The organism is Nodosilinea sp. LEGE 06152 (genome assembly GCF_015207525.1).
Taxonomy (GTDB): Bacteria; Cyanobacteriota; Cyanobacteriia; order Phormidesmidales; family Phormidesmidaceae; genus Nodosilinea.
Window position 1 is genome coordinate 237024 of the sequence record NZ_JADEWR010000002.1, and the last position, 15120, is coordinate 252143.

The 15120-nt window shown below is 58.0% G+C and carries 15 protein-coding genes; 3 read left to right on the forward strand and 12 right to left on the reverse strand.

Annotation, left to right across the window (positions count from 1 at the left end):
- Positions 1-62 precede the first annotated feature (62 nt).
- The 5 genes from topA to IQ265_RS03590 form a co-directional block, all read right to left on the reverse strand.
- Positions 63-2270 (reverse strand): type I DNA topoisomerase, encoded by a 2208-nt coding sequence (topA, locus tag IQ265_RS03570; RefSeq protein ID WP_194050816.1) that lies wholly within the window; start codon positions 2268-2270, stop codon positions 63-65.
- A gap of 140 nt (positions 2271-2410) precedes the next feature.
- Positions 2411-3175: a hypothetical protein gene (locus tag IQ265_RS03575; RefSeq protein ID WP_194050817.1), complete on the reverse strand. Its 765-nt coding sequence runs from the start codon at positions 3173-3175 to the stop codon at positions 2411-2413.
- Positions 3176-3494: 319 nt separating this feature from the next.
- Positions 3495-4052, reverse strand: coding sequence for a hypothetical protein (locus IQ265_RS03580; protein ID WP_194050818.1), 558 nt, complete (start codon positions 4050-4052; stop codon positions 3495-3497).
- A 109-nt stretch (positions 4053-4161) separates the two neighbouring features.
- The gene (locus IQ265_RS03585) at positions 4162-4731 is read right to left on the reverse strand and encodes a type 1 glutamine amidotransferase domain-containing protein (protein ID WP_194050819.1); all 570 of its coding nucleotides are present in this window, start codon (positions 4729-4731) and stop codon (positions 4162-4164) included.
- Between the two features lie 427 nt (positions 4732-5158).
- On the reverse strand, positions 5159-5668 hold the full coding sequence (locus tag IQ265_RS03590; protein WP_194050820.1) for a DUF1499 domain-containing protein: 510 nt from the start codon (positions 5666-5668) through the stop codon (positions 5159-5161).
- Between the two features lie 601 nt (positions 5669-6269).
- Between IQ265_RS03590 and msrA the strand changes: the two genes are divergently transcribed.
- A complete protein-coding gene (gene msrA, locus IQ265_RS03595; RefSeq protein ID WP_194050821.1) occupies positions 6270-6725 on the forward strand; it encodes a peptide-methionine (S)-S-oxide reductase MsrA in 456 nt (151 codons plus the stop codon).
- A gap of 5 nt (positions 6726-6730) precedes the next feature.
- Here the strand turns inward: msrA and gshB are convergent, their stop codons facing one another.
- The 4 genes from gshB to IQ265_RS03615 form a co-directional block, all read right to left on the reverse strand.
- Positions 6731-7690, reverse strand: a complete 960-nt coding sequence (gene gshB / locus IQ265_RS03600) for a glutathione synthase (RefSeq protein ID WP_194050822.1) — start codon at positions 7688-7690, stop codon at positions 6731-6733.
- A gap of 75 nt (positions 7691-7765) precedes the next feature.
- Positions 7766-8380 (reverse strand): Uma2 family endonuclease, encoded by a 615-nt coding sequence (locus tag IQ265_RS03605; RefSeq protein WP_194050823.1) that lies wholly within the window; start codon positions 8378-8380, stop codon positions 7766-7768.
- Between the two features lie 127 nt (positions 8381-8507).
- Positions 8508-8897, reverse strand: coding sequence for a RidA family protein (locus IQ265_RS03610; RefSeq protein ID WP_194050824.1), 390 nt, complete (start codon positions 8895-8897; stop codon positions 8508-8510).
- Positions 8898-9014: 117 nt separating this feature from the next.
- Positions 9015-9452, reverse strand: coding sequence for an NUDIX hydrolase (locus IQ265_RS03615; RefSeq protein ID WP_194050825.1), 438 nt, complete (start codon positions 9450-9452; stop codon positions 9015-9017).
- Between the two features lie 108 nt (positions 9453-9560).
- Between IQ265_RS03615 and malQ the strand changes: the two genes are divergently transcribed.
- On the forward strand, positions 9561-11069 hold the full coding sequence (gene malQ, locus IQ265_RS03620; RefSeq protein WP_194050826.1) for a 4-alpha-glucanotransferase: 1509 nt from the start codon (positions 9561-9563) through the stop codon (positions 11067-11069).
- A gap of 49 nt (positions 11070-11118) precedes the next feature.
- Here the strand turns inward: malQ and IQ265_RS03625 are convergent, their stop codons facing one another.
- The 3 genes from IQ265_RS03625 to IQ265_RS03635 form a co-directional block, all read right to left on the reverse strand.
- Positions 11119-11517: a CBS domain-containing protein gene (locus IQ265_RS03625; RefSeq protein WP_194050827.1), complete on the reverse strand. Its 399-nt coding sequence runs from the start codon at positions 11515-11517 to the stop codon at positions 11119-11121.
- Between the two features lie 720 nt (positions 11518-12237).
- Positions 12238-12831, reverse strand: coding sequence for a peptidoglycan-binding domain-containing protein (locus IQ265_RS03630; RefSeq protein ID WP_194050828.1), 594 nt, complete (start codon positions 12829-12831; stop codon positions 12238-12240).
- Positions 12832-12835: 4 nt separating this feature from the next.
- On the reverse strand, positions 12836-13840 hold the full coding sequence (locus IQ265_RS03635; RefSeq protein ID WP_347404906.1) for an AEC family transporter: 1005 nt from the start codon (positions 13838-13840) through the stop codon (positions 12836-12838).
- A gap of 194 nt (positions 13841-14034) precedes the next feature.
- Between IQ265_RS03635 and IQ265_RS03640 the strand changes: the two genes are divergently transcribed.
- Positions 14035-14841 (forward strand): M15 family metallopeptidase, encoded by an 807-nt coding sequence (locus IQ265_RS03640; RefSeq protein WP_228037541.1) that lies wholly within the window; start codon positions 14035-14037, stop codon positions 14839-14841.
- Positions 14842-15120 lie beyond the last annotated feature (279 nt).

Consider the following 15120-nt stretch of genomic DNA (forward strand, 5'->3'; position numbering starts at 1 on the left):
CCTACAGAATTTTTGGTTATGGAGTCGGGTTTACCAAATCGGATTTCCATAACTCCTGTGCGCTAGTCCAGGCGTCGCTTCCCTGAAGGAGCGGCTGTAGCGTCAGGCTCGGCTATGGTCAGGGTGCCAAACTTGGGCGACCAGAACTCGCCTCGGCTCTGGAAAAAGGCGACCTCTTTGCACTTGCCGCGCCGATTTTCGAGCAGCGAGCAGCGCAGCATGACTTTGTCTTGCCCGTCTTTGGTATAGGCGTAGCGCTCTAACAGGGCACCGCAGATGGGGCAGGGGTTATCGGTAAACTGAGCTGGTTGGGTAGCCTGGCGCGGCAACTCGTAGCGCTTGGCTTTGGCATTCCAGAACATGACGGTGCCGCAGCCGGAGCCAGAGCACTTGAGAAAGTGCTTGGTCTTGAGCTTTTTGGAGCGCGACGGCACTTTGTTCATCGCCTCCCCACAAGTGGGACACTTAGTTTTGGTAGGCTTTGCGCTGGAGGATGCGGGTTGAGCGGCGGGCTTTTCACCGGGGGTGGGCGGCTTTTCGGCAAAGGTGGGCAGGGAGAGCAGCTGCGATTTGGCTTGGGCGATCGCAGGCCCAAAGTAGCTCCGGTTCCAGCCGATCAGGTAGGTTTGCCACTCCTGCTCGCCCGCTGCGATCGCATCCAGGGCCGTCTCCATCTGGGCGGTAAACTCTGGCTGAATTAGGTCTGGCAGCAGCGTTGCCAAAGCGCCGTCTAGCTCTAGCCCCAGGGCGGTCGGCTGCAGCTTGCCCTGGAGCAAGTCTACGTATTCTCGCTGGCGCAGGGTTTTGATGGTGGGGGCGTAGGTGCTGGGTCGGCCAATACCCTTCTGCTCCATCAGCTTCACCAGCTTGGGTTCGCTGTAGCGGGGCGGCGGTTGGGTTTGCTTGGCATCGGCCTGAGCCTGCTCTAGCTGCAGCGACTGCCCCTGGGTCAGCGCTGGCAGTACAGAGTCAGCGCTGAGGTTGTTCCAGTAGCGGGTGTATCCGGCGAACTCCAGCACCTGCCCTCGGGCTTCCCAGTAGGCCTGGCCCGACTGGGTGACAATGCGGGTCTTGCGGAGACGAGCCGGGGCACACTGAGAGGCCACCGCCCGGTTCCAGATCAGCTCGTAAAGGCGAAACTGCTCGGCGGTGAGGTCGCGCTGGAGCTGCTGGGGCAGGTGGTTAACGTCGGTGGGGCGAATCGCTTCGTGGGCCTCTTGCGAGCCTTTTACCGCCCGGTGCTGAGTGGTCTGGCGCGGCACGTTGGTGGGGTCGTGCTGCTGGAGATACTGCTGCACCGAGGCCCGAAAGGGGGCCGAGAGGATTATAGAATCGGTGCGCATGTAGGTGATGTGCCCCTTTTCGTAGAGGGCCTGGGCCACCTTCATAGTGTGCTCGGGGCTGAAGTGCAGCTTAGAGCCCGCCGCCTGTTGCAGGGTTGAGGTAACAAACGGGGGCGGCGGCGATTGGGTGGCTTGCTTGCCCTCAATTTGGAGCACTTGGTGAGGGTGGTTTTGAGCGATCGCCACCAGTTCATCGGCCCGCTGCTGGGAAGTCACCCGTTCCGACTCTTTCTCGGCTCCCTTCTCAAGCCCTTTCTCGTCGGTTTCCGAAGCCGACTTTCGCTGCGGCTTGGGACTGCTGCGGTAGAAGGCTTTGAACCCCTCGCGGTAGCTTACCCAAACGCTCCAGTAGTCTTGGGGCGTAAAGGCCTGAATCTCACGCTCGCGCTTGCAAAGCAAATGCAGGGCCGCACTCTGAACTCGACCCATCGATTTTGCCCCGTTGTGCAACGGCCACACCACGTGACGACTGCCGGTGTAGCCAACTAGCTTGTCGAGGCAATCGCGGGCGCGACCGGCATCCACCAGGTTTTGATCGAGGGTGCGAGGCCGGGCGATCGCGGCTCTCACCGCTTGGGGCGTAATCTCGCTGTAGACGACGCGCTGGGGATGGCGCAGGTTAAGCGCCTGCTGCAGGTGCCAGCCGATGGTTTCTCCTTCGCGGTCGGGGTCGGTGGCGATGTAGACGCGATCGGCCTTTTTGACCGCCTGGCGCAGCTCAGCCAGCACCTTCTTAGCGCGGTCGTCGCGGGGCTGGTAGCGACAGGCGATTTCGGTTGCGCCCAGGTCAAAGCCCAGGGCATCGTCACCGTCGTTGGCCAGTTCGCGGATGTGCCCCATGCTGGCCTTAATCACCCAGTCTGGGCCTAGAATTTGCCCCAGCTTCTTCAGTTTGCCGGGGCTTTCAATCAACAGCAGGTTTGACATGGCCACCTCATCTTGACCCTCAGGTTCAATAGTACACTTGAACTTGAGTTTTTTGGTGGTGTCTCCTAGGAGCCCGGACAGAGGGGCGATCGCGATGGAGCGGTCAGAAATTGCGCGCCCAGCCCCCACACTAACCTCGCCTAAATGGCCAGCAGCAGCATGGTGTAGCCCGCTGCCCCAATCGCAAAGGAGCCGAAGTGGCTTTTGCGCTCTTCCGGCAGTTCTTCTTTGAGCACGTTGAGAATAATGCCGCCCGCCAAGAAGGCAAAGAGAACCGCAAGGGCCGCCTGGTGAATCTTGGTACTCGCCCCGATCGCCCAGCCCACCAAAATAGCCGCCGCCAAAACCCACCGCCCGGTGTGGTCATAGTTGTGCCTGTGGTCCTGCCGCAGACCGTAGTCATTGACCACAAAATGCAGCCCCATGGCAATGGCAAAGGTAAACAGACTGGCCAGATCCGGACTTTCTCGATGTATCAGCAAATAGCCAATCAGGGCGTTGTACAGAGCAAAAGAGGCCATATGAATGCCGAAAACATGGCGTTCGGCCACATCCCCTTCTCCCTCGGCTTGATTTTGCTGCCGCGATTGCTTAATCAGCCGTTCCAGCCCATAAAAGACAGCGACCCCCAGCAGAGCAATCAAGTACACGTGGTTTTCTACAAATAAAAGCTGTCGATTCAGCGTTGCTTGAATGGATTCTTGCTGTTCGTGGAGTTCAGGCAAAATGTGAATGAAAACATAGGCCACCGACACGCCGCTGCCAAACGAGAGCCAGCGACTGCGAGGAACCGCCCGTAAAAACCGCAGATTTTTAGCCAACAGGTGAACAACCGCTAGCCCAGCTGCAGTCAGCCCTGAGAGGGTGACGAGGCTCACCTCTGCGCTAGTAACGTCTGGCGGCATGGCTTATCCTCTTTTTTCGCCTTGACTCGCGCAATGAGTCCTGTATAACGTTTGGTACCAGATCCTAATATAACTACCCCCGGTTGGTAGGGGCGTTGCAGTGCAACGCCCCTACGAGGTACCTATTTTGGATCGGGGTTTCTCATACCGGATGGGATAAACCGTGGCTCTGGTTTTGCCGGCCCTCAACAACGACGGTAGTGCAAGCACAAAGGCTTTTTCTAAAACTATTGAATAACGCTGGGAATTTTTGCCTTGTCCCCTAGCCTTATTTTGCACGGTTAAACATCTGTGTGCTTAACGCGTCTACTGCCCAAGGCTAGCTATTCAACAGGCTTTGAACCTGCTGAATCAAAATTTGATTGCCTATCTCTTGGGCAATGCTCAGCCCGGTTTGGAGGTACCCCTGAGCCAGAGCCGATTGCCCCAGCTGAGTCGCCACCTGACCGGCGCTAACCAAAGCTTCAACTTCAGCAGCTCGGTTAAACCCAACGGCGAGGGCGTCGATTTGCTGCTGGTAGTAGCTAAGGGCAGCGGCTAAATTGCCGCTCTCCAACGCCGCATTGCCGAGTTCTGCGTAGACAAGGCCCAAAAAGGAAGCCGTTTGCTGAATTTGATTTGGATCAGTGCCCTGTAAGTAGGCCGCCAGCGACGGTTCGAGCAGGGCCGCGGCTCCCGTCAATTCTCCCCGGTTGTAGAGAAGGGCGGCTCTTTGGCGCTGTAGTGCGGCCTGCTCGATAGGCGTCTGAGCCAGTAGCCCAGGCGCTACCTCGGTAAGAACCACCCTAGCTGGAGTGCTAGCCGCCTGCGCGGGCCAGGCGGTCACCAAACCAACGAGCGGAAAACACATTGCGATCGCAGCTGCGCCATTGACCATTTCGACAAACTCAACTCAGCATCAATAACCATACCTGTTGTTAATGCTAGCTCAGCACCAGTTTGTGAAGGTAGCGCAAGCCGATGACTGTGGTTTAACCGCAGAGGCATTACGCCGACTGGGCCTGGGCCAGGTGTTTGCCCTCACAAAATTCCTCCACGATCTTGCTGTTAAAAGCGGGCAAATCGTGAGGGTTGCGGCTGGTAACTAAACCCTGATCGACTACAACCTCTTGATCCACCCAGGTGGCACCGGCATTGCTGAGGTCGGTCTTTAAGGAGGGCCAGGATGTTACCCTACGCCCCTTAACAACGTCGGCTTCAACCAGGGTCCAGGGGCCGTGGCAAATTGAGGCAACGGGCTTGCTGTCGGCAAAAAACGCCCGCACAAATTGAACCGCCTGCTCATTGGTTCTAAGCTGGTCAGGATTCAAAACCCCACCCGGTAGGACGAGCGCGTCGTAGTCACTGGCTTTGACCTGATCAAGGGTGCGATCGACCGTTACTTTGTCACCTTTGTCGTGGTGGTTCCAGCCTTGAATAGAGTCTCCCTCGGGAGCAATAACGTGAACCTGGGCTCCGGCGGCTTCTAAAGCCTGTTTCGGCTCGGTTAGTTCTACTTGCTCAAATCCATCGGTGGCTAGAATCGCTACCCTGCGGTTTTTAAGTTGTTCAGCCATGCTTATTCTCCTTGAATATCGGGTTTAGATTTCCAATGCTCTCGGTTTAGCTTGCTTCGGTTCACGCCTTCGACAATTGACGGGTTTAAGCTATCGAACGCATCCTTGCGGCTACAGTTCACTGCTTGGTTTAAAGGCAGAAATTCTGTGACATCTACCAACTTGGGTACTTAGGTCTACGCTGACCCACCACTCACGTCATTGGGCTAGAACCGGCAGTGTCAGGTTGAGAGCCACTTTTAGCTTAGGCAACCAAACCGGGAGTAACGTCTAGCCCTAGGTGGAGTTGCTTAGTACGGCGTCAATCGGTACGGCCACAGGTTGCTCCACACTGTGCTGGGGCATGCCAACTTCACCGACTCCACTATGGGCCAGCTCAGCGTCCCTCTGGGCCTTTACCCTTGGGAGAGCGCAACCGCAATCCTGCTTAGATTCCTAAATCTTTTAGTGCAAGCCGAATTTGCTCTAGCCGTCGCCGATTTACGCCCAGGTCAGATTCTCCTAACCGCGCGGCCGATCGCAGGTGAATGAGATGCTCTTCTGAGGGCAAATAAAACTCCAAATCATCGACAAACCCCAGCAGACGACTGGTTGATTTGGCGCGAATGTAGTCATCGGTTTGCGCCACAACCTCAGTTCGAGGCACGACCTTTAGCACCTTGAGCAGCAGGTCGCGAGCCGTGGCGCGATCGCCGGTATAGTCAATGGGCGCGATCGCATGGGCTTCATCAGCACCCTGGCTTACCCAGCAGTTGGGAGTTTGCGGGCAGGGCGACAACTGGCCATTCTGGACGCCTAATTCTGGCGTTTCGCCAGCAAACTGTAAGCCTGGCAATGCCCCTAACTCTGGAGCTACGGGGGTTGCAGCCGCAGCGGGCATGGCTACTGGCGTCAGCCATAGGGCGATCGCGAGCAAGCCAGCAAAAATAGTAAACATAGGAGACCTAAACGCACGGTGAGCTGTTTCCTAGCCCATCTTACGGGACATGAACGAAACGAGTCATGCTTTGTCAGTGTCCTTAGAACTATGCTGGCTGAGCAGAATCATTACATGAAACATCTCTTGAAGGGAGAAAGCCAAAACCGACCCGAGGTATCCCCTTCGACTCCGCTCAGGGGGCGGTTACCATGCTTTTTCCCTAACCCCCGCCCCTGGCTCCTTTGCGGAAAGAGCGGCTCGATGGCCCTACTGTTTCCAGGGCATCCAAAATAGGTTTACCACTGCAATTGAGATGCCCAAGATGGCACTAAACATCAAAACCAACTGCGGGGCCTGTAACAAAACAAGCCCAGTTGCCAGAATGACAAGAACGAACGAAATTCTATCCATGATCACAACATAATGTAGATTCTTCAGGAGAGGCATGGGTGATAACCCCTACGGTTTTATTAGGACAAACCTATAGGGGAAAAACAGAAGTCGCAAGCAAGCGAGTTAAAGACCGTAATTGTGGGGGAGCTAAAGCTTCTTTGCTGCAGTTAAAGGTGGCAACTAAAGGTGGATTAGACGTGAACGTTCTTCTAAAGGTTCTAAACCGATGACTGCTACTGTTGAACTCGCCACCTTTGGGGCCGGGTGTTTTTGGGGAGTAGAAGCCGCTTTTCGCAAGCTCGACGGCGTGGTCGATACTTCTGTGGGCTATATGGGCGGCCACTTCGAGCACCCCTGCTACTTGGATGTGCTGTCGCGCATTACTGGCCATGCCGAGGTCTGCCAGGTGCAGTTCAACCCCGCCGAAATTTCCTACGGAGCGCTGCTCGATACCTTTTGGCGCATCCACGACCCCACCAGCCTCAACCGCCAGGGGGGCGATCGCGGTGAGCAATACCGCTCGGTAATTTTTTACCACACCGCAGAACAGGGCCAAGCGGCTCGCCTGGCCAAACATAAACTGCAAGACTCAGGCCACTACCCTAAACCCATCGTCACCCAAATTGAACCCGCCAGCGCCTACTGGCTCGCCTCAGAAGAACACCAGCAGTACTTTGGCTAATACACTTACCCCTGCTCGACCCAGGCGATCACCTGGTCGCCCAGGCGCACGTCATTGAGGCGATCGATTTCGCGAATGCCGGTGGGGCTGGTGACATTGACCTCGGTGAGGTAGCCGCCGATCACGTCGATGCCCACAAAGTAGAGGCCGTCGCGAACGAGGGTGGGGGCCAATTGGCGGCAGATATCAAGTTCGCGATCGGTGATGTCTGCCTTGGCTACCCGACCGCCCACCGCCATATTGCCGCGAAACTCGCTGCCGGTAGGAATGCGATTGACCGCGCCAATGGGCTCACCGTTGAGCAAAATAATTCGTTTATCGCCGTCTTTGGCAGCGGGTAGGTAGGTCTGCACCATCACCGGCTCTTTGCCCTGCTGGGTGCTGATTTCGACCATGGAGTTGAGGTTGCGATCGCCCGCCTGCAAAAACAAAATGCCCTCTCCAGCCTTGCCGCCAAGGGGCTTGAGTACCGCCGACCCCCACCGCTCCACAGTTTCGCGAATCACCGCCTTGCTCTGGCTAACGATCGTTTCTGGAATGGCCTCGGTAAATTGCAGGGCATACATTTTTTCGTTAGCCGCCCGCAGCCCGCTAGGGGCGTTGATTACCTTAGTTTTAGCCGGGTCTACGTAGTCGAGAATGTAGGTAGCGTAGAGGTAGGGCACCGTCACGGGTGGGTCAGTGCGCATAAACACTGCATCCATATCTTCCAGCGGACGCTGTACCGCCTCACCCAGCTCAAACCAGGGAGTGGCAGCGGCCCAAAGCCCGTCGACAAGCTGCACGGGAGTCAGCTTTACCGGCTGCATCAGCGCCAGCGCTTTACCAGCCACCACGCTGAGAGCACTGGCCGCCATAATCCAGACGTCGTGGCCGCGCACCTGGGCCGCTTCCATCATGGCAACGCTGGTATCGTGGCCGGGGTCGAGGCGGTGAATGGGGTCGATAATGAAGGCAACTTTCACAGGGGATGCTCAATACTCCAAGTAGAGTTCTAGCATCCCACGCACCAGTTAAGCATAGGAAATGGCTGATTGATGCTACTCGGCTCCCAGCGCAAGCAGCTCATCGACGGTCAAATCTAGAGTTGGAAAACCCGACGACTTGATCCGCTGCTGCCCCTGAAACGATCGCCCTCGGTAGCCATCCTGCGGTACCCGCGCCAGCACAGTGACCTCAGCGGCGGTGGGGTCTACAATCCAGTATTCGGGAACGCAGCGCTGCTCATACTGCTGGCGCTTTTCGATGTAGTCGCGCCGATAGTTGTCGTCGCAGGGGCTGGGGTAAGCGCCAACGACCTCGACCACCAGCAGCGGATTTGACATCTCAAGGGTAATGGCGGTGCGTTTGCCCTCTAGCTGATCGACCAATTCGGGGGTAAGCACCATCAGGTCAGGAAAGCAATTTGAATGGGAAGTGTCGGGTAGGGTCTGCACCTGAAGGGTCAAGTCGTGGGTGCGAACCAAATCTCCATCGACCTCCTGTTTAAGCCGTTTGGCCAACCCCAGGGTAAGGGCGACGTTGTCGCTACTGTCATTGCGTTGGGGAAGCATCTCAGTGGGTACCTCGTGGGTCGGCTCCTGGCGCAGTTGGGCAGGGGTAGCCTGAGCAGAGTACTCAGCAGAGGTTAGAGGTTGGCTTTGACCTGAGAACATGGCAGAGAGCCTGCTGAGCCTACCTCTAGCAGCCTAAACCTTAAAAAGTCTCAAGGGCTCTGTCGTGGGTATGGCTCTCGGCACACCCAGGGCTGGTTTTTGTTTTGTTGCAATGGCGGTACTTGCCCTACAGCACCGCAATGCATTCAATCTCGACGGCGACATCTTTGGGTAGGCGCGATACCTCGACGCAGGCGCGGGCCGGAGCGTTATCGCCGCCGAAATACTTGGCATAGACCTCGTTGACGGTGCCAAAGTCATTCATGTCTTTGAGAAACACCGAGGTTTTGACCACATTGTCGAAACTGGCCCCCGCAGCGGTGAGAATGGCCTTCAAATTGGCGATCACTTGCTCAGTTTGAGCTACCACATCGCCTTCACCCACCAGCGCACCCGTGGCTGGATCGAGGGCAACCTGACCTGAGACAAAGAGCATTTGCCCGCTCACGGCCACGGCCTGGTTGTAGGGGCCAACGGGAGCGGGGGCGGTGGGGGTGTTGATGATGGTGCGCTGCATGGGGGTGGGAGGGTAGGTGGGTGGATGGGTAGGTGGGTGAAGAATGCAAAATTCAAAACGGGAATTGGCTGTGAATTTTGCACTTTGCACTTTGAATTTCGAACTAATTAGCTGCCATTAGCTGCCAAACTGGGGCCTGCGCCCGTAGAAGCGGTACTGCCAATAATCTCGCAAAATGCGATCGTGATCAAAGCAAAGATTTTTGGGCGTTTCCCAGGGGTTGATGATGGCGGCGGTTTTGGCGTCATCGCCCGCGACGGGGTCGGTGGTGGCGGTGGCTAAAAAGACCACGCTGAGGGTGTGCTTGCGGGGGTCGCGATCGGGGTCAGAGTAGACGGCAAACTGCTCAACTAGCTCGATGGTGAGACCGGTTTCTTCTTGGGCTTCGCGGCGGGCGGCGGTTTCGACGCTTTCGCCGTAGTCGACAAAGCCGCCGGGTAAGGCCCAGCCCAGGGGCTCGTGGTGGCGCTCGATGAGCACGATGGGGCGGTGGGGGTGGTGCAGTAGCTCAATAACTATATCGACGGTGGGAGCAGGGTTACGGTAGGCGGTCATGAAACAGTGACCTTATATAAAATTCGTTGAACCTAAAATAACTCTCTGGGTAGCCGTCTTGCCCTTGAAGGCCGTGTTAAAGTCAACTGGAATTTCACCGAGGGAGCTATGCCCTTTCCCAGAGCCAGCGGCATTTTGCTGCACCCCACGTCGCTGCCCAGTCGGTTTGGTATTGGCGACCTAGGCCCAGAAGCCTATCGTTTTATAGATTTTTTAGCGCATACTCGCCAGCAGCTCTGGCAGGTGTTGCCCCTGGGGCCGACGGGGCACGGCAACTCGCCTTACCTGTGCTATTCGGCGATGGCGGGCAACCCGCTGCTGATCAGCCTGGAGGTGCTGTGCGATCGCGGTCTGCTCTATCCCGATGAACTCCACGAGCTGGAGCACCTGCCCGCTGAGTGGGTGTCATTCGATGAGGTGATTCCAGCCAAAACGCGGCTGCTAGAGCGGGCTGCCAATCGGTTTAAGGAAGTCGCCTCCGACGAAGACCACGCGGCCATGGCTCAGTTCAGCGAAGAGTGCCATTTCTGGGTCGATGAGTTTGCGTTCTTTATGGCCCTGAAAGATGCCCACGGCGGCGCGGGCTGGACGGAGTGGCCCAGCGCCCTGGCGCGGCGCGAACCCGAAGCGATGGATCAATGGCGCGAAAAGCTGGCCAACGAAATTTTTTGCCACAGGTTTTTGCAGTTTGAGTTTTACCGCCAGTGGCAGTCGCTGCGGCAGTACGCTCGCGATCGCCAGATTCAGATCATCGGCGACATTCCTATCTATGTGGCCCACGACAGTGTCGATGTATGGGCCTACCCCGACAACTTCATGCTCGACCAAGAAACGCTGGCTCCAGCGCTGATGGCTGGAGTGCCCCCCGACTACTTCAGCGAGACCGGGCAGCTCTGGGGCAACCCCACCTACAACTGGGACGTGCTGAAAGAACGAGAGTTTAACTGGTGGATTCAGCGCGTCAGCGCGCTGCTGGGCTATGTAGACATTATTCGGGTTGATCACTTCCGGGGCTTACAGGCCTACTGGGGCGTGCCCGCTGGCGAAGAGACCGCCATCAACGGCCAGTGGATTGAGGCCCCCGGTACGGAGCTGTTTGAAACTGTGCGCCAGAAGTTCGGCACCCTACCGGTCATGGCCGAGGACCTGGGCATGATTACCCCTGAGGTCGAGGCACTGCGGGACGAGTTCGAGTTTCCGGGCATGAAGATTCTGCACTTTGCCTTTGGCGGCGACAGCACCAACCCCTATCTGCCCTTTAACTACGTGCCCAACAGCGTGGTCTACACCGGCACCCACGACAACGACACCACTGTCGGCTGGTTTGAAAAAATGCCCGACCACGAGCGCGAGCGCCTGATCGAGTACATCGGCTGTCTCAGCCCTGAGGGCGTTCACTGGACCCTAATTCGCCTGGCGCTGATGTCGGTCTCTAACCAGGCGATCGTGCCCCTGCAGGACGTGCTGGGCTACGGCAGCGACTGCCGCATGAACACCCCCGGAAAGTCTGACGGCAACTGGGGCTGGCGCTACCGGGCTGAGGTGCTAACCGATGAGGTGCGCGATCGCCTGCGGTGGCTGACGGAGCTGTCCAATCGAGTTCCATTAGAAGGGTAGGGCAAATGAGGCCGTAATCTCGGCCTCGTCTGCCCTACCCTTTTCCTTCCTAGTGGCTTAGGGTCAGCACCGGAATGCCCCGCATCAGAATATCAGTGACAGAAATCACCCCCAGCAACTCGCCATCCTGAACGACCGGGGCGCGCTGTACCCCAGTGTCGGATAGCACCTGAGAGGCTTCTTGAATGCTGAGGCCGGGAGTTAACGAAATGCAGGGCTGGCGCATAATATCTTGCACCAGCACCTTTTCGGGGTCGTGGCCGCGGGCGACAACGGTGTAGACAATATCGCGCTCGGTTACCATACCCAAGGGCATATCCTGGGCGCGGTGCTCGACTAGGAGCGATCGAATCTGCCGATGCTGCATCAGGTGTATGGCCTCGGCCACAGTGGCCCCGCTGGCAATAGTGGTGACGTGAGGGGTCATGATGTCGGCAACGGTCAGCATAGGACTCTCCAGGAAACAGTAGATAGGGGTGAGAAAGTAAACCCTGCAACATTCTGCACGGGTAGCGCAGACGGCAGATAGGCCTTAATACAGGCAGAGAGTAAACGTTCAGCACTTAGTCAGAACCTACCGATCGCGTGCCGTCCAAGGGCGGTCAACCAAGGATCACTACGGCGTCGCTTGGCGGCGTATCTTTGGCCCGGTCAACTAGACGGTGAATCGGCGCATAAATTCTGCTCAGCCGGCATTGCTATGCTGACCTATTTGGTCAAATTGGCGAGCTATCTATAGGTTTATCTATGGGTTATAGATCAACCCAAGCAATGCCTGAGCCTGTATCAATCCTATTCATGGTGACCTCTGGGGCAGGGCACCCCCCTCATTTTTGTACCTTTTCTTTAGATTTGGCCCTCGGGCCAGCCAAGAGTATTACGGGCGATTCGTATCATCTGTAACAAATTTCATTCGGTTGAAATACACCGCAATACTCCCCTCTACTTTTCTCATCTAGGGAGATACAGAGTGAAACTTGGCCAGCTAGATACCGAGGAGATCTAGAACTCGGCAAGGGTATACCCCATACTGAATCCGCTTTGGCTAACCCCCGGTTGGGTTGGGCAAACGCCGTTTGCCCCTACGCAAGCCGCCTGTTGAGAACGGCGAATACTAGCCTGCCATGCCTGTCCTGCTACCGCTGCTTGTTTTCAAATTCGAGAGAATTTACTGAGGCCCCTTACCAGAGCAGGAGGGCTGGGGGGGCCGTCGCCGTCGGGACAGCCGCTGCCGAAACACCTGCTGGTGCTTGAGGCGTCGGTGCAGGTAGGTTAGGGCACCACCCGCGATCGGCACCAGGGGCATAAGCGCCAGCCACAGAGCAGATGGAGGCGGTGCAGGCCGGGCTACCACCAGGGGAGTAAAGGCGAGGGTTTGAGCCCCGAGTGCCGGACTGGGCAGCGTCAAAATGCTCTGGCGCAGAGCGGCATTTAGGACGGGCCAGGTTTGGGCACCCATAGTGCCGTCGGCGGCAATGCCCTGCTGCTGCTGTAGCGATCGCACCGCTGCAGCCGTATCGGCCCCGTAGAGACCGTCGATTGGCCCCGAGTAAAGCCCTAGATTTTTCAGCTCTCGCTGCAGCTGGCTAACTCGATCGCCGCGATCGCCTGGCCGCAGCAGGGGCCGGGGCGATGCGTCTTGCACCTGAGCCAGACTAGGCGCTGCACAGCCCAGCGGCACGTTGCCCCAGGCCATTACCCCAGCCAGGGAAAAAACCAGCAAGCCGCTCCGGCAAGCGGGCGTTGGCCATCGGGTGGTCATGGTATTACTCCCCAGAAAACGCCCACAGCCAGAGGGGCAAGGTCAACAGCAGACTGGCCGAACTCAGCCCTACACAGGTCACCGACAGATCGCGATCGAGGTCGTAGGCCTCGGCCAGCACTAGGTTTGAAAACGCGCACGGCATACCCGCCTGCAAAATCATCACCAGCCGGGGCGGGCCATCTACCCCCAGCAGAGTGAGGCCGATACCCACGGCCAGGGGCAGTACCAGCATCTTAATCGCCACCGCCACGGTTGCCAGGTGCAGGTGGTGCCATGAGCTAAGCTGCTGAATCCGCAGCCCCATCAGCACCAGCGACAGCATCACGATGGCCCAAGCAAATTGGTATAGCCCCTGGTCGAGCCAGGCGGGTAGGGCGATCGCTTTTAACCCCAGGCCCAGGCCAAAAGCCAGAATAATTGGATTTTGCCCCACGGCGCGTAGCCTGGTTAACCATTGCCGCTGCCGAAGCTGGGCCGATAGGTACCGTTGCCCGCCCATCTCGGAGGCCAAAATCGCCCCTAGCCCGTAGGAGCCGAGCAGGGTGCCCAGGGCGTCATAAAACAGAGCCCAGCCAAACACCCCCACCCCCAGCTGGGGCAGCAGCAGCACCACCGGGTAGCCGATATAGCCCGTATTGCCCAGCATAGCCGCCAGCGAAAAGCTGCCCTGGGTGGGCGGTGGCCACTGAGCCTGAGGCGTACGGCGAATCCACAGACGGCTACACAATAGCCCCAGCAAAATGGCGGCCCAGGCCACTACCGGAGCCAGGTACAGGTTGCCCGACAGGTCGGCCCGCCGCATAAACCCAACAATGCTGAGGGGAATGCCCAGCCAAAACAAAAACCGCCCCAGCCGCAGGGGCACCTGCTGATATAACCCCAGGGGGTTTGCCGAATCGGGCGAATCGGCGGCAAAGCGCTGCAGCAAAGCCCCCAGGGCGATGCCAGCGCAAATGCCCGCTCCAATTGGCCCATACAGACGCATCAATACCTCAAGCGATGGCACAATAGCGGCCCTCAATAACTCCGGTTACTCTGCTGCACGTACGTTGCCCTCGACCTCTGCACCCACCCTGTACCCACACTCTGCCCTGCGATTGTGACAGGTGAGGCCGGAGTTTGGCGTCAGCCTGACTCAAGAGGTTGCGATCGCAGCGTTGCGGGCCATAATGGGTAGAGCTTTGCCGGAAGCGAATGACCATGTCTCCCCTTGACGATATTCCCCAAGCGGCCCGCGACGTACCTCTATACTCTACGGAGTCAGAGCAACCCTCCTGGCTGCGGCGCACTCGACTGCTGCGCCGAACCCTGGGCCTGGCTCTGCTGGCTCTGGCCGCGGGGGGTCTGGTGGCCTGGTACCAGACCAGCGGGTTTTCTGCCGCTGAGTTTGCTCAGCCTTTCGAAACCATGATCAATCGCTCCGCCGCCGAAACAGACGGAGCCGCCCCCGCCGCCAGCGACCTGGAGGAAAACCGCGCTGTTGCCACACAGCTGGCCCCCTCTAGCCGCACCCTGCTCAACCACCGCGCCTACGACGAAGCTCCTGCCGAAGAGCTCGTTACGCTATCTGCCAACGCCAGCATTCGGCTGCGCTCCACGGCGGCGGCCGAGTACGAGGCCATGACCCGCGCCGCCGCCCGCCAGGGAGTCAGACTGGTGCCGCTGTCAGGCTTTCGCTCCCAGGCGGAACAGGAGCAAATATTCTTTGGCCTCAAGGCCGAGCGCGGTCAGGATGCCCAAACCCGCGCCGAGGTGAGTGCCCCGCCCGGCTACAGCGAGCACCACACCGGCTACGCTATCGATATCGGCGACGCCAACCAGGCGGGCACCAACCTCAATGCCGACTTTGAGAACACTCGCGCCTATGAGTGGCTGGACACCAACGCCGTGCAGTACGGCTATGAGCTGTCGTTTCCGCCCGACAACTTTCAGGGGGTGGCCTTCGAGCCCTGGCACTGGCGCTTTGTAGGCGATCGCATCAGCCTGGAAACCTTCTATCGCGAGTAACGCGAGTAGACCGCGAGTAAACTGGCGTCAGTAGATCTGTAGATTTAAACAGCAAATCAACTGGCGCCGTCAGCCTACCGCAACCGTCCCCTGCGCGAAGTCGCTGGCGAAGCCACCCCAGAAGGGCCAGGAGACAACTCAAAAGGGCGTTGGCTGAGCGGAGTCGAAGCCAGTGTAGGGTCAAGGACGCTGACGTTTCCTGTGGCCTAGGGATGGTCTGGGCCTAAAGGTTTTACGGCATTTTCAACTGTCACTGACATAGTTTTAGCTATTCTGCCT

What these genes read in the sequence shown, in the direction of transcription:
- IQ265_RS03580 (WP_194050818.1), bottom strand. Translation starts at nt 4,052, where the DNA reads ATGGTCAATGGCGCAGCTGCGATCGCAATGTGTTTTCCGCTCGTTGGT.
- IQ265_RS03625 (WP_194050827.1), bottom strand. Translation starts at nt 11,517, where the DNA reads ATGCTGACCGTTGCCGACATCATGACCCCTCACGTCACCACTATTGCC.
- IQ265_RS03630 (WP_194050828.1), bottom strand. Translation starts at nt 12,831, where the DNA reads ATGACCACCCGATGGCCAACGCCCGCTTGCCGGAGCGGCTTGCTGGTT.
- malQ (WP_194050826.1), top strand. Translation starts at nt 9,561, where the DNA reads ATGCCCTTTCCCAGAGCCAGCGGCATTTTGCTGCACCCCACGTCGCTG.
- IQ265_RS03585 (WP_194050819.1), bottom strand. Translation starts at nt 4,731, where the DNA reads ATGGCTGAACAACTTAAAAACCGCAGGGTAGCGATTCTAGCCACCGAT.
- msrA (WP_194050821.1), top strand. Translation starts at nt 6,270, where the DNA reads ATGACTGCTACTGTTGAACTCGCCACCTTTGGGGCCGGGTGTTTTTGG.
- topA (WP_194050816.1), bottom strand. Translation starts at nt 2,270, where the DNA reads ATGTCAAACCTGCTGTTGATTGAAAGCCCCGGCAAACTGAAGAAGCTG.
- IQ265_RS03605 (WP_194050823.1), bottom strand. Translation starts at nt 8,380, where the DNA reads ATGTTCTCAGGTCAAAGCCAACCTCTAACCTCTGCTGAGTACTCTGCT.
- IQ265_RS03640 (WP_228037541.1), top strand. Translation starts at nt 14,035, where the DNA reads ATGTCTCCCCTTGACGATATTCCCCAAGCGGCCCGCGACGTACCTCTA.
- IQ265_RS03575 (WP_194050817.1), bottom strand. Translation starts at nt 3,175, where the DNA reads ATGCCGCCAGACGTTACTAGCGCAGAGGTGAGCCTCGTCACCCTCTCA.
- IQ265_RS03610 (WP_194050824.1), bottom strand. Translation starts at nt 8,897, where the DNA reads ATGCAGCGCACCATCATCAACACCCCCACCGCCCCCGCTCCCGTTGGC.
- IQ265_RS03590 (WP_194050820.1), bottom strand. Translation starts at nt 5,668, where the DNA reads ATGTTTACTATTTTTGCTGGCTTGCTCGCGATCGCCCTATGGCTGACG.
- IQ265_RS03615 (WP_194050825.1), bottom strand. Translation starts at nt 9,452, where the DNA reads ATGACCGCCTACCGTAACCCTGCTCCCACCGTCGATATAGTTATTGAG.